Source organism: Bradyrhizobium sp. AZCC 1588 (assembly GCF_036924735.1).
In the GTDB taxonomy this organism is placed as follows: Bacteria; Pseudomonadota; Alphaproteobacteria; order Rhizobiales; family Xanthobacteraceae; genus Bradyrhizobium.
Map to the genome: position 1 here is coordinate 4,602,470 of NZ_JAZHSC010000001.1, position 13,797 is coordinate 4,616,266.

The following is a 13,797-nucleotide window of genomic DNA, read 5'->3' on the forward strand; positions in this document are numbered from 1 at the left end:
CGCAATGACGGTGGAAGTGCAAACGTATTTCGAAGTTGGAGAGTGACATGAAGCGCTTCAATCTTTCGGGCTGGGCGGTAAGCCATCCGACCCTGATTCTGTTCCTGATGATCGTGCTCGGCGTCGCCGGCTTCTTCTCCTATCAGCGGCTCGGCCGCGCCGAGGATCCGTTCTTCACCGTGAAGGTGGTGAACGTTTCTGCGATCTGGCCGGGCGCGACCGCGCACGAAATGCAGACCCAGGTCGCCGACCCCATCGAAAAGAAGCTGCAGGAATTGCCGTTCTTCGAGAAGGTGCAGACCTATTCCAAGCCGTCGTTCACGGCGCTGCAGGTCACCTTCAAGGATTCGACGCCGCCGAAGGACGTGCCCTATCTGTTTTATCTGTTGCGCAAGAAGCTCGCTGACGTGCAGGGCCAGTTGCCCGCAGGGCTGCTCGGGCCGAACGTCAACGACGAATTCTCCGACGTCGATTCCATTCTCTACATGATGACCGGCGACGGCGCCGACTACGCGCAATTGAAGAAGGCTGCCGAAGGCATGCGCCAGCGCCTGTTGAAGGTTCCCGGCGTCACCAAGGTCAATCTTTACGGCACCCAGGACGAGCGCATCTTCGTCGAATTCTCCCACGCCAAGCTGGCAACGCTCGGCATCACGCCGCAGGCGCTGTTCGATTCGCTCGCCAAGCAGAACAACGTCACGCCCGCGGGCACCGTGGAGACTTCCTCGCAGCGCGTGCCATTGCGCGTCACCGGCGCGCTCGATGGCGTCAAGGCAGTTGCGGAAACCCCGGTTGAAAGCAACGGCCGCGTGTTTCGGCTCGGCGATATCGCGACCGTCACCCACGGCTTCGTCGATCCCCCGACCTTCGTCGCCCGCCAGGAAGGCAAGCCCGCGATCGGCATCGGCGTCGTCACCACCAAGGGTGCCAACATCCTTCAGCTCGGCGAGGATGTCGAGAAGGCGACTAACGATTTCATGAAAGCCGTGCCGCAGGGCATCGAGGTCGAACAGATCGCCGACCAGCCAAAGGTGGTCGAGCGCGCGGTTGGCGAGTTCGTGCATTCCTTCATCGAGGCGCTGGCGATCGTGCTGTTCGTCTCGTTCGTCGCGCTCGGCTGGCGCACCGGCATCGTGGTGGCAACGTCGGTGCCGCTGGTGCTGGCGATCGTCTTCATCGTCATGAACGCGATGTCGATCGACCTGCACCGCATCACGCTTGGCGCCTTGATCATCGCGCTCGGCCTTCTGGTCGACGACGCCATCATCGCAGTCGAGATGATGGTAGTAAAAATGGAGCAGGGCTGGGACCGCGTTCGCGCGGCCGCTTTTGCCTGGGAATCAACTGCGTTTCCGATGCTCACGGGAACGCTGGTCACGGCCGCTGGCTTCCTCCCCATCGGCTTTGCCAATTCGGCGGTCGGCGAATATGCCGGCGGCATCTTCTGGATCGTGGCGATCTCGCTGGTCGCCTCCTGGTTTGTCGCGGTGATCTTCACGCCCTATATCGGCGTGAAGCTGTTGCCCAACATTGCGGTCCACCACAACCACGATCCGCACGCGATCTACGAGACGCGGATGTATCGCGGCTTGCGCGCCGTGGTGCAGTGGTGCGTCGACCACCGTATCAAGGTGGTGGCAGCGACGGTCGGCGTGTTCGCGCTGTCGATCGTGGGCTTTGGCAATGTGCAGCAGCAGTTCTTCCCGCTGTCGGAGCGACCCGAGCTGTTCCTGCAACTACGCCTCCCGGAAGGCACCGCCTTCAACGTCACGGAAAAGTCCGTCAAGAAGGCCGAGGCGCTCTTGAAGGACGACAAGGATATCGCGACCTACACCGCCTATGTCGGTCAGGGTTCGCCACGCTTCTGGCTCGGCCTCAATCCGCAACTGCCCAACGAGGCATTTGCCGAGATCGTGATCGTCTCCAAGGACGTCGAGGCCCGTGAGCGGATCAAGGCGCGGCTGGAGAAGGCGGTCGCCGAGGGCGAACTGTCCGAAGCGCGCGTTCGCATCGACCGCTTCAATTTCGGCCCGCCGGTCGGTTTCCCCGTCCAGTTCCGCGTGATCGGCCCCGACGCCAACACCGTGCGCGACATCGCCTACAAGGTCCGCGATGTCATGAAGCAAAATCCCAATGTCGTGGAACCGCAACTCGACTGGAACGAGCAGTCGCCTTACCTGAAGCTCGTGGTCGATCAGGACCGGGCGAGGGCGCTCGGCCTCACCCCGCAGGACGTCTCGCAGGCGCTCGCCATGCTGATCTCCGGTGCGCCAGTCACCACCATCCGCGACGGCATCGAGAAGGTCGGCGTGGTCGCGCGTGCGGTACCGTCGGAGCGGCTGGACCTCGGCCGCGTCGGCGAGCTGACCGTGACGTCGCGCAACGGCGTCGCCGTACCGCTGCAGCAGATTGCCAGGATCGAGTACTCCCATGAGGAGCCGATCATGTGGCGGCGCAACCGCGATATGGCGATCACGGTGCGTACCGACGTCGTCGACGGCGTGCAGGCGCCCGACGTCACCAACCAGATCTGGCCGAAACTGAAGGAAATCCGCGACCAACTCGAGCCGGCCTACCGGATCGAGCCGGGCGGCGCGTTCGAGGAATCCGAGAAGGGCAACGCTTCGATCGCCCTGCTGTTTCCGCTGATGGCGCTGGTGATGCTCACCCTGCTGATGATCCAGTTGCAGAGCTTCTCGCGTCTGATTCTGGTGTTCCTGACCGCGCCGCTCGGCATCGTCGGCGCCTCGCTTGGTCTCAACATTGCCAACCAGCCGTTCGGCTTCGTGGCGCTGCTCGGGCTGATCGCGCTGGCCGGCATGATCATGCGCAACGCCGTCATCCTGGTCGATCAGATTGAGGCCGACGTTTCCCAAGGCCTGACGCGGAAGGAGGCCATCGTCGAAGCCACCGTCCGGCGCGCCCGGCCGGTGGTGCTGACGGCGCTGGCGGCGATCCTGGCCATGATCCCGCTGTCGCGTTCCGCCTTCTGGGGGCCGATGGCGATCACCATCATGGGCGGCTTGTTCGTTGCAACCTTCCTGACCCTGCTGTACCTGCCGGGCCTTTACGCCCTGTGGTTCAGGAAGAGCCTGGAAGAAAGCGGTCAGGCCGAGCAGCCCGATCTTGCGGCGCAACATCAGGCCAAGGAGCGTCCCAAGGGTTCGCATGCAATTCCGCTTGCCGACGCCGCAGAATAATTGAACATTGAGAGCTGACATGACGCTGATTTCGGAACACATCGAGACTGACACCCGCGAGAAGATCCTCGTGGTGGCGGAGCGTCTGTTCAGGCAGATCGGCTACCAGAAGACGACGGTCGCCGACATTGCCAAGGAATTGCGGATGAGCCCCGCCAACGTCTATCGCTTCTTCGATTCGAAGAAGGCGATCCACGAGGGCGTGGCGCGGACGCTGATGGGCGAGGTCGAGGTCGAGGCGCAACGGATCGCGCAGGCGGCCGGGCCGGCGTCGGTTCGCCTCCGCCAGATGATCAAGACCATCAATCGCATGAACACCGAGCGCTATGTCGGCGATTCCAAGCTGCATGAGATGGTCGAGATCGCGATGCAGGAGGACTGGGGCGTCTGCGTCGCCCATATGGAGATGGTTGCCCGGACTATCGGCCAGGTGATCGGGCAGGGCGCCGCCTCCGGCGAGTTCGAGGTTGCCGATTTGCAGCTCGCCTCGCTCTGCGCCTGCACTGCGATGATGCGGTTCTTCCACCCGCAGATGATCGCGCAATGCGCCACCAAGCCCGGCCCGACGATCGACGAAATGATCGATTTCGTCATTGCCGGCCTCTCGCCGCGTGCCAAGGCGAATTGAGCTCTCCGCCACTTGACTCCACCGTCATTGCGAGCGAAGCGACTTGTCCGCCCTAGCTTTAGCGAAGGCGGAAGCAATCCGTCGCGCCGCGTGCCGTGACTGGATTGCTTCGTCGCAAGCGCTCCCTTGCGCAAACGCTTCGCGTTTGTCGCAGGCAATGACGAAGAAGGACGAGGTGGAATGGACGCCAAGAGCCCAAAAGACCTGCATTTCTACGAGCCGAAGAACGGCCACGGCCTCAAGCACGACCCCTTCAACGCCATCATCGCGCCGCGCCCGATCGGGTGGATTTCCTCGCGCGATGGCAAGGGCAACATCAATCTGGCGCCTTACAGCTTCTTCAATGCCTTCTGCTACCACCCGCCGATTATCGGCTTTTCCTCCACCAACTGGAAAGACAGCGCGGGCAATATCCAGGAGACCGGGGAGTTCGTCTGGAATCTCGCCACGATGGATCTGGCGAAGCAGATGAACGCGACGGCGGCCCACGTTGCCCCTGAAGTCGATGAGTTCAAGCTCGCGGGCCTTACGGCCGCGTCTTGCAAGCTCGTCAACGTGCCCCGGGTGGCGGAAAGCCCTGTTGCCTTCGAATGCAAGCTGACGCAGATCATCCAGTTGCAGGGCAAGGACGGCGAAAAGGCACAGGCCTGGCTGACGCTCGGCGAAGTCGTCGCCGTCCACATCGACAAGGCCTTCATCAAGGATGGCGTCTACCAGACCGGCCTCGCCCATCCGATCGTCCGCGCCGGCCGCCGCGGCGACTATTTCGAGATCAAGCCGGAAAACATGTTCGAGATGATCCGGCCTGATTAAGCGAATGTCCGGATGCAGCAACCTATAGGTCGCGCGGATGCGCGCCCCCTCGGCAACACGGAACTCTGACGCGCCGAAATGCTTATCGTCTGTATTTCGGAGATTGCCGATGATCCGCTTGTTTGCCGGGCTGATCCTGCTCGCCTGCTTTGTCCACCCAGCCTTCGCGGGCCCCGATGCGGCGGCGGTCAACAACGCGGAGTTCAGGGGCAAGCCGCCGGCCAACGACAAGATCGATCCCATTGTCGTCAAGGCCCAGGTGCTGCTCGACCGCGCTAATTTTTCGCCGGGCGAGATCGACGGCAAGCTCGGCGAAAACGCCCAGAAAGCCTTGCGGGCGTTCGCCGAGGCCAAAGGCCTCGTCGTCAACAAGCAGCCGCTGACCACGGAGGTCTGGAGCGCTTTGATCGCGACCAGCGCGGATGCCATCGTCGTCGACTACAAGATCGCAGCGGCAGACGTGAAGGGGCCGTTCCTAAAGAAGCTGCCCGCCAGGATGGAAAACATGAAAGGGCTGAAGGCGCTCAATTACACCAGCCCGCGCGAGGCCATCGCCGAAAAATTTCACATGAGCGAGGCGCTGCTAGCGGCCCTCAACCCCGGCAAGAAATTCGACCAGGCCGACCAAACGATCTCGGTAATCAATGTGATGGCGAAAGAGACGAAACCAATTGCAACCCGTGTCGAGGTCGACAAGAGCTCCCAGACCGTCAAGGCGTTCGCGAATTCAGACCTGATCGCCTTCTTTCCCGCAACCGTCGGAAGCGAGGAAAAGCCGACCCCGAGCGGCGTGCTCAAGGTGATCTCGATCGATGCCCGCCCGTACTACCGCTACAACCCGGATTATAAGTTCAAGGAAGTCAGATCCAGGCGCGCCTTCACGATCAAGCCCGGGCCGAACAATCCTGTCGGAACGCAGTGGATCGGACTTTCCGCGGAAGGCTACGGCATTCACGGCACGGCAAATCCGTCGAAAATAAGCAAGGCGGAATCTCACGGCTGCGTGCGTCTCACCAACTGGGATGCCGACAAGCTGGCCAAGCTGCTGAAGAAAGGCGTAGAGGTTGCTTTCATCGAGCGCGAGGCGGCTAACAGGAAGTGACGTCTGGTGGGAGGAGGGCTGGCACGCAGTTTTTCATGGTCGCCACCAACATCATTTGCAATGACGCATGTGAGCGGTGAATATGCGCCATGTCATTTGCCTCGCTCCAGAACAATGTCCGACAGCTCTACGTGGGTGCAACGCCGGAAGGCGTCCGTTTTCGCTACGCACTACTGACGTTCGATACCGTAACCGTCCTGTTCATCATCGCGACGTCGTTTTTTCCCTCCAACAATATCACTGAAATACTCGATGTCCTGTTCGGCATCGTGATACTGGCGGATTTTTCCGCGCGGCTGCTCGTCAGCCGGCATCGAATACTGGAGTTCACACGCTTCTCGACATGGACGGATGTCGTCGCGATCATTTCATTCCTGGCGCCGCTGGCCGGAGAGGCCGGTGGTTTTCTACGGATCCTGCGAACGCTGCGGCTGCTGCGAGACTACCAGATGCTGGTGCGGCTACGCCAGGATAGTTCATTCTTCCGGCGCAACGAGGAAGTGATCTTCGCGGTGACCAATCTGGCGGTCTTCATCTTCGTGATGACTGCGATCGTCTATGAGACCCAAAAATTCCGTAACCCTCAGATATCGAATTATGCCGACGCGCTCTATTTCACCGTCACCGCGCTGACGACGACCGGCTTTGGCGACATCACCCTGCACGGGACTGTCGGCCGCATGATCTCGGTCGTCATCATGATTTTCGGAGTCACCCTGTTTTTCAATCTTGCCCGCGCGCTGCTCTCGCCCAACAAGGTGCGGTTTGCTTGTCCCACCTGCGGATTACAGCGCCACGACAGCGATGCGGTTCACTGCAAGGCCTGCGGTACGGTGTTGAATATTCCCGACGAAGGTTTGACGTAGCGCGGCTACCACCGGATCATTCGTCCGTGGCAAACGCGTCGTAAACCAGTTTTCTGAACGCGGGTGTGATGCGTCCACGTTCGTTCTGGGTCTGCTCCAGCAGGATGTAGATCATGTCCAGCTTCGGGTCGACACCGAAATAAGTGCCGCTGCCGCTATCCCATTTGAGTTCTCCGATCGAACCTGGCGGCGGCGGCTTGGCATTTCCCGGATCGGTGCGCACGGCAAAACCATAGCCGTAGCCAAAGCCATCTCCGGGAAAGTAGTAATAATCCCGCGCGACGCCGGAGCCAGGCCCGATATGGTCTGACGTCATCGACTTGAATGCGGCCGGGCTGAGGTACCGTTTGCCATCGAGTTGCCCGCCGTTGAGGATCATCTGGGCAAAACGGGCATAGTCGTTCAGCGTCGAGAGCAACCCGCCGCCGCCGGATTCCCATTCCGGATGGGCACGGCGTTCAGCCTCCGAAAGTTTCAGGATGGTATCGCTTGGCAGCGGCTCCGCCATCCGCGCGCGTTCGTCGGCACTTTCCAGCACGAATTTCGTGCTGGTCATGCCAAGCGGATCGAAGATGTGCTGCTTTTCAAACTGATAGAGTGTCTGTCCGGATACGATCTCGATGATGCGTCCGAGGACGTCGGTTGAATGTCCGTAACGCCAAAGCGTGCCGGGTTGTCGTGCCAGGGGCAATCTGGCGATGCGATCGGCAAACACCTTGTTGGTGTAACGCCCATCGAAAAGGCCCGATTCCGAATAGGCCTTCATGATCAGCTTGCCGCCGATGTAATCGTACGTGATGCCCGACGTATGGCGTAGTAGATCCATAATGGTCACCGGCCGATCTGCCGGGACAAGCGTTAAAACGTTCTTGCCGTCAAGAGGGTCAGAATCGACAAGTACCTTCGCGTCAGCAAACCCCGGAATGAATTTGGACGCGGGATCGGCGGGCGAGAGCTTGCCTGCATCGATCAGCATCATCGCCGCGACACTGGTGATCGGCTTCGTCATCGAATGAAGCGCAAAGATCGTATCTGATGTCATCGGAGCCTTGGTCTCGACGTCCTGAACGCCGAAACATTTCAGATAGACCGGCCTGCCGTGTTGCTGAATCAATACGACGGCGCCCGGCAACCGCCCTGTTGCAACTTCGTTGTTGAAAAATTCGGTGATACGTTCGAGCTTGCTCGGCGACGACGCGGGGACTTTGGCCGCTTGGTCGGCTGCTGCCATGTCCGTCCAGATTGCCAATGACAAGGCCGCAGCAAAAAGTCGCTTGCCGCGAGATCCAGCGGTGCAATGCAATATCTGCCGGGTCGGCGTCTTCATTTTGATCTGCGCCCTGCGGACCGACTGATTTGCCGGAGAATTCGACCAACTGTCGAATGACTAGCATGTTGCGCACCTTGTCGCCACGTGGGCAATTGCCCCCAAGCGCGATGATGGGTGGAGCCTCCTGACAGACATGCATTGGACGAGTTGATGCCATTTTCGGCTGCAAGCTTGAACCGGGGCTGAAATCAAAAGCAGCTCTCGCAACCGGGCACGGACCGGACTAACCTCAAGTTGCCAGGCCGGATCAACGGCCGGCGAACAGATTGGGAGGATGCGATGACACGCCAGGAGCGGCGCGATTCACCACAGCATGATCCAGAAGTCGCGATTTCACGACGAACGCTTGTCCAGGGTTTGGCGGTATGCGCCGGTGCTACCGTCGCAGGGGCCGGCAGCGCATTGGCCCAGACCGGTCCTGTGGCGCCCCCGTCAACAGTCACCAGCCCGCCGCGCGATTTCAGTCCGCGCGGTGCCCCCACCACCTATTTCTGGGACCCCGACATCATCGCCGTCGATCCATCCTTCAACAATCTCGCCCAGCCCAATACGGCGATCAAGCGCCTCTACACCGGCCTGTTGTGGGCCGAAGGCCCCGCCTGGAGCGCGCAGGGGCGCTATCTCCTGTGGAGCGACATTCCCAATAACAGGCAGATGCGATGGTCGGAGGATGACGGTCACGTCAGCGTCTTCCGTACGCCGTCCAACAACAGTAACGGCAACTCGTTCGATTTCCAGGGACGACAGCTTTCCTGCGAGCATCTCGCCCGGCGCGTCGTGCGCTATGAGCATGACGGCACCGCAACCGTGCTGGCTGACTCCTATAACGGCAAGAAGCTGAACTCGCCGAACGATGTCGTCGCGCATCCGGACGGCAGCTACTGGTTCACCGATCCGCCCTATGGTGGCATGCTCTATGAGGGTGAGCCTGACGTCGCGGGTGGGCCGAGCAATTCTGCTGGCAAGCTCAATCCGCGGATCGGCCAGCCGGCAGGCTTCGTGCCGGGCAAGCGCGAACTGCCGACCAACTGCTATCGCATCGATCCGTCCGGCCGCGTCGACCTCGTCGTGACCGAGGAACAGGTGCCCGATCCCAACGGCCTCTGCTTCTCGCCCGACTACAAGAAGCTGTATGTCGCCTCTACCGGTAAGGGGCCGGGCGACACCGGTCCGGGCGGCAAGGGCGACATGTTCGTGTTCGACGTCGGCACCGATAACAAGTTGACCAACCACAAGCGGTTCAGCGATTTCATGGTCGACGGCGTGAAGTGCGGACCGGACGGCGTACGCTGCGACGTCAACGGCAATGTCTGGTGCTCCAGCAATGCCGGCCGCGCCGTCGGCTACAGCGGCGTGACAGTATGGTCCCCGGAGGGCAAGCTGATCGGCCGCATCCGTTTGCCCGAAGTGTGCGGCAACATCTGCTTTGGCGGCCCCAAGCGCAACCGCCTGTTCATGGCCGCGAGCCAGTCGCTCTACGCCGTGTACACGGCAACGCAGGGTGCCGGTCCGGGTTAGCTTGGGTTTGCCTCGCCGCTGGGTCATTCCGGGATGCGCCCGCATGGGCGCAGACCCGGAATCCATTGGGCCGCATTACCCGTGTCGGGATGGATTCCGGGCTCTCGCTTCGCGAGCCCCGGAATGACGAAGAAGGCGATTTCATTAAAATTCGTCATAAATTCGCAACCGCCAACCAACCGCTCCGGCGAAAGTTGGGCACGCTTAAACTGAGCGTTTATTGCGAACGGTCCACTCTTCTTCGCAAGAAGGGAGGCCCGTCCACCAATGCCCATATTCAAATATTTTACCGTCGTAGGATCGACACTGCTCGTATTCCTGTTTGTTTCGAACGCTTACCTCACCGACGACGAAAGCAATTTGCGCTTCGATGGATCGCTGTACGGGAGCGCGCTTTACGCGCCTCGCGTGGCAGAAACCCGAGCGACCGCGGAGCTTCGCTTTACCCGCGATGTCACGCCTGCCGTTCGCGTCAGGGAAGTATTTGCCGTGTTCGTCCCCAATGAGCGACGCCGCAGCAAGCGTGATTCATAACACCGGTATGCTCGCGGTTGAGACCGGTGGGCACTCCGGAGCGGCATCCGTCCGGCAACGTTGCCGGTCTCTAAACGCTGGACAATGCAGGCATTTTGGGAACGGGCCCGGGCCTCCGCCGTTATCTCCAAGTTCAGTTTCGCTTCATTTCCCGATGCGAAGCGTCTCCGAAACCCGTGCTTTTCAGCTAGGATGAACCCATGTTTGGTATAGGTGAGGCGAGACGTCGCGCCTCGATCATGAGGAGGTCGCCATGAGCTTCCGCCGCGATTTCATCAGCAAACCGATCTTCGCCTTCGCGCGCAGAGCTATGCCCGCGATGTCCGATACCGAGCGTGAGGCGCTGGAGGCGGGCGACGTCTGGTGGGATGCCGATCTCTTCACCGGCAATCCCGACTGGTCGAAATTGCTGGCTGTCGCGCCGGCGACGCTGACCGAAGAAGAACAGGCCTTTCTCAACGGTCCCGTCGACGAACTTTGCGCCATGCTCGACGAGTGGAAGATCAATTGGGAATGGCGCGACCTGCCGCCGGAGGCGTGGTCCTTCATCAAGCGCCACAAGTTCTTCGGCATGATCATTCCGAAGGAGTTTGGTGGGCTCGGCTTCTCGCCCTATGCGCATTCGGAAGTGGTGCGAAAGCTTTCGTCGCGCTCACTGACCGCGGCCGTCACCGTGATGGTGCCGAATTCGCTCGGCCCCGGCGAGTTGTTGATGCGCTTCGGTACCAAGGAGCAGCAGGATAGATGGCTGCCGCGGCTCGCCGAAGGCGCCGACATTCCTTGCTTCGGCCTGACCAGCCCGGAAGCCGGCTCTGACGCGGCTTCGATGATCGACACCGGGATCATCTGCAAGGGCAGTTTCGAAGGCAAGGAAGTGCTCGGCCTGCGCCTGAACTGGCACAAGCGCTACATCACGCTCGGTCCCGTCGCGACGCTGCTCGGCCTCGCGTTCAAGGCCTATGATCCCGATCATCTCGTGGGTCAGCAGGAAGAGCTCGGCATTACCGTAGCCCTGATCCCGACCCATCTGCCCGGCGTCGAGATCGGCCGCCGCCATCTGCCGGCGATGCAGATGTTCCAGAACGGCCCAAACTGGGGTCGCGATGTCTTCATCCCGATGGATTACATCATCGGCGGGCAGGAGCGGCTCGGGCAGGGCTGGAAGATGCTGATGACCGCGCTGGCTGCCGGCCGCGGCATCTCGCTGCCGTCGCTGTCGGCCGCGGGGGCGGCGTATGCGGCGCGCACCACCGGCGCCTATGCTCGCATCCGCGAGCAGTTCGGCATTTCCATCGGCAAGTTCGAAGGCATCGAGGAGCCGCTCGCGCGCATCGCCGGAACCGCCTATCTGCTCGATGCCGCGCGGCGGCTGACCTGCGCCGCGCTGAACCAGGGGCATCATCCCGCCGTCATCTCCGGCATCATGAAGCTGCACGCCACCGAGCGGATGCGAATCGTGATCGACGACGCCATGGATATCCATGGCGGCAAGGCCGTGATCGACGGCCCGCAGAACTACATGGGCAGCCTCTATCGCGCGGTGCCGGTTGGCATCACCGTTGAAGGCGCCAATATCCTCACGCGAAATCTCATCGTGTTCGGGCAAGGTGCGATCCGCGCGCATCCTTTCCTGCTCGACGAAATGAATGCGTTGGGTGAAGCCGATCGGCCTAAGGGCTTGGAAGCCTTCGACAAGGCATTCTGGAGTCATGTCGGCCACAGCTTCAAGACCATGTTCCGTGCCTGGGCTAGGTGCTGGACCTTCGGCCTGTTTGCGCCAGCGCCCGATGCCGGCGAGGCGACGCGGTTCTACCGCCAGCTCTCCCGCTACTCGTCGGCGTTCGCGCTGTGCGCCGACATGGCGCTGTTGACGCTTGGCGGCGCGCTCAAACGCAGGGAAATGCTCTCGGCCCGGTTCGGCGACATTCTGTCCGAACTCTATCTGCTGTCCGCCGCGCTGAAACGCTGGCAGGACGAGGGACGGCAGCAAGCCGATTTCGCAGCGCTCGAATGGTGCATGGCGACGGGCTTTCGCACCATCGAGAACCGTTTTGCGGAAATTCTGGCCAATCTGCCGAACCGGTTCGTGGCGGTGATCCTGAAATTCCTGATCCAGCCGCTCGGTGCGCGCGTGCTCGGCCCCTCCGACCACATCGTGCATCAATGCGCGCAGCTCGTGCTGGAGCCATCGGCCGCGCGCGACCGGCTCACCTCCGATCTGTCGGCCGTCGATGATGATGGCGGCATCGCCCGGCTGGAGAAGGCGTTCCGGCTGGTGGCGGCTGCGGACGACGTCGCAAGGCAGATGCGCGCCGCGCGGCTGCATGACTGGAAAGAGGCGGTGAAAAAGGGTGTCATCACTCAGGCCCAGGGCGAGAAGCTGCAGGCTGCACATGAAGCCGTTGCCAAGGTGATCGAGGTCGACGATTTCGCGCCCGAGGCGTTGTCGCCGATTTACAGCAAGGGGGCCGACGTGCATCAGTTCTTCCAGGAACTGGGTGAACAGAGGGCGGCAAGCTGATGGCGCGACCAGTCTTTATCGTAGACGGCAGCCGGACGCCGTTCCTGAAAGCGCGCTCCGGCCCGGGGCCCTTCACGCCGGTTGATCTCGCCGTTCAATGCGGGCGGCCGCTTCTGGCGCGGCAGCCATTCGCACCAACCGCCTTTGATCAAGTCATCCTCGGCTGCGTCAACGTCATCGCCGACGAGATGAATCCGGCCCGTGTCGCCGCGCTGCGGCTCGGCATGGGCGAGAAGATGGTCGCCTTCACGGTGCAGATCAATTGCGGCTCCGGCATGCAGTCGATCGACACGGGCTATCGTTACATCCGCGAGGGCGTCTCCGACCTGATCCTGGCGGGCGGCGCCGAAGCGCTAAGCCATGCCCCGCTGGTCTGGCCGCAACAGGGCGTGCGCTGGTTCGCAGGGCTTGCAGGGGCAAAAGGCATCGGTGCGAAGATCATGGCGGCGCTGAAAGTGAAGCCCGGCTATTTCAAGCCGATCATCGGGCTTGAGCGCGGCCTGACCGATCCCATCACCGAACTCAATATGGGTCAGACCGCCGAGGTGGTCGGCCATCTCTTCGGCATCACCCGCGCGCAGTCGGATGCCTATGCCGCCGAAAGCCACAAGCGGCTCGCAAACGCGCAGTCGCAAGGTTGGCTCAAGGGCGAGGTCGAAACCGCGTTCGCGCGCGACGGAAAGTTCTACGATTACGACGACGGCGTGCGGCCGGACTCGACACCGGAGAGCTTGGCAAAGCTGAAGCCGGTGTTCGAGCGCCCCTGGGGTAAGGTCACCGCCGGCAATTCCTCGCAGATCACCGACGGCGCGTCCTGGGTGATCCTGGCTTCCGAAGAGGCCGTCGCCAAGCACGGCCTGACGCCGAAGGCGGTCATCCTCGACAGCCAGTGGTCGGCGCTCGATCCCGGCATCATGGGCCTGGGGCCGGTGCTGTCGGCGACGGAGCTTCTCAAGCGCAACAAGCTGACGCTTTCGGATATCGAGAGCTGGGAATTGAACGAGGCGTTTGCGACGCAGGTGCTGGGCTGTCTCGCCGCCTGGAACGACGAAAAATTCTGCAAGGAGATTCTCGGCCTCGACGGCGCGGCGGGCGAGCTCGATCAGACAAAGTTGAACGTCGATGGCGGCGCGATCAGCCTCGGCCATCCCGTAGGCTGCAGCGGCAACCGCATCGTGCTGCATTTGGTCAACGCCATGAAGCGATTGGGCACCAGGCGCGGCATTGCCACCGAATGTATCGGCGGCGGGCAGGGCGGCGCGATGTTGATAGAGACGGTGTGAGC

9 protein-coding genes are annotated in these 13,797 nt (G+C 61.6%); 8 read left to right on the forward strand and 1 reads right to left on the reverse strand.

Annotation, left to right across the window (positions count from 1 at the left end):
- Positions 1–47: 47 nt before the first annotated feature.
- From V1277_RS21665 to V1277_RS21685, 5 genes are all read left to right on the forward strand, one after another.
- The gene (locus tag V1277_RS21665; protein ID WP_334418030.1) at positions 48–3,200 is read left to right on the forward strand and encodes an efflux RND transporter permease subunit; all 3,153 of its coding nucleotides are present in this window, start codon (positions 48–50) and stop codon (positions 3,198–3,200) included.
- Between the two features lie 19 nt (positions 3,201–3,219).
- Complete coding sequence (locus V1277_RS21670) at positions 3,220–3,828, forward strand: TetR/AcrR family transcriptional regulator (RefSeq protein WP_334418031.1); 609 nt, start codon at positions 3,220–3,222, stop codon at positions 3,826–3,828.
- A gap of 180 nt (positions 3,829–4,008) precedes the next feature.
- Complete coding sequence (locus tag V1277_RS21675) at positions 4,009–4,641, forward strand: flavin reductase family protein (protein WP_334369982.1); 633 nt, start codon at positions 4,009–4,011, stop codon at positions 4,639–4,641.
- Between the two features lie 109 nt (positions 4,642–4,750).
- The gene (locus tag V1277_RS21680) at positions 4,751–5,743 is read left to right on the forward strand and encodes a L,D-transpeptidase family protein (RefSeq protein WP_334418032.1); all 993 of its coding nucleotides are present in this window, start codon (positions 4,751–4,753) and stop codon (positions 5,741–5,743) included.
- 89 nt (positions 5,744–5,832) lie between these two features.
- Complete coding sequence (locus V1277_RS21685) at positions 5,833–6,609, forward strand: potassium channel family protein (protein ID WP_334418033.1); 777 nt, start codon at positions 5,833–5,835, stop codon at positions 6,607–6,609.
- A gap of 16 nt (positions 6,610–6,625) precedes the next feature.
- On the opposite strand, the gene V1277_RS21690 is transcribed toward V1277_RS21685, so the two are convergent.
- Entirely contained in the window at positions 6,626–7,840 is a 1,215-nt protein-coding gene (locus tag V1277_RS21690; RefSeq protein ID WP_334420425.1) for a serine hydrolase domain-containing protein, read from the reverse strand.
- Positions 7,841–8,218: 378 nt separating this feature from the next.
- Between V1277_RS21690 and V1277_RS21695 the strand changes: the two genes are divergently transcribed.
- The 3 genes from V1277_RS21695 (at position 8,219) to V1277_RS21705 (ending at position 13,795) form a co-directional block, all read left to right on the forward strand.
- Complete coding sequence (locus V1277_RS21695; RefSeq protein WP_334418034.1) at positions 8,219–9,457, forward strand: SMP-30/gluconolactonase/LRE family protein; 1,239 nt, start codon at positions 8,219–8,221, stop codon at positions 9,455–9,457.
- A gap of 787 nt (positions 9,458–10,244) precedes the next feature.
- Positions 10,245–12,512, forward strand: coding sequence for an acyl-CoA dehydrogenase (locus V1277_RS21700; protein ID WP_334418035.1), 2,268 nt, complete (start codon positions 10,245–10,247; stop codon positions 12,510–12,512).
- Positions 12,512–13,795 (forward strand): acetyl-CoA C-acetyltransferase, encoded by a 1,284-nt coding sequence (locus tag V1277_RS21705; protein WP_334418036.1) that lies wholly within the window; start codon positions 12,512–12,514, stop codon positions 13,793–13,795. The genes V1277_RS21700 and V1277_RS21705 overlap by 1 nt, the downstream gene beginning before the upstream one ends.
- Positions 13,796–13,797 lie beyond the last annotated feature (2 nt).

What these genes read in the sequence shown, in the direction of transcription:
- V1277_RS21665 (WP_334418030.1), top strand. Translation starts at nt 48, where the DNA reads ATGAAGCGCTTCAATCTTTCGGGCTGGGCGGTAAGCCATCCGACCCTG.
- V1277_RS21685 (WP_334418033.1), top strand. Translation starts at nt 5,833, where the DNA reads ATGTCATTTGCCTCGCTCCAGAACAATGTCCGACAGCTCTACGTGGGT.
- V1277_RS21680 (WP_334418032.1), top strand. Translation starts at nt 4,751, where the DNA reads ATGATCCGCTTGTTTGCCGGGCTGATCCTGCTCGCCTGCTTTGTCCAC.
- V1277_RS21675 (WP_334369982.1), top strand. Translation starts at nt 4,009, where the DNA reads ATGGACGCCAAGAGCCCAAAAGACCTGCATTTCTACGAGCCGAAGAAC.
- V1277_RS21700 (WP_334418035.1), top strand. Translation starts at nt 10,245, where the DNA reads ATGAGCTTCCGCCGCGATTTCATCAGCAAACCGATCTTCGCCTTCGCG.
- V1277_RS21705 (WP_334418036.1), top strand. Translation starts at nt 12,512, where the DNA reads ATGGCGCGACCAGTCTTTATCGTAGACGGCAGCCGGACGCCGTTCCTG.
- V1277_RS21670 (WP_334418031.1), top strand. Translation starts at nt 3,220, where the DNA reads ATGACGCTGATTTCGGAACACATCGAGACTGACACCCGCGAGAAGATC.
- V1277_RS21690 (WP_334420425.1), bottom strand. Translation starts at nt 7,840, where the DNA reads ATGGCAGCAGCCGACCAAGCGGCCAAAGTCCCCGCGTCGTCGCCGAGC.
- V1277_RS21695 (WP_334418034.1), top strand. Translation starts at nt 8,219, where the DNA reads ATGACACGCCAGGAGCGGCGCGATTCACCACAGCATGATCCAGAAGTC.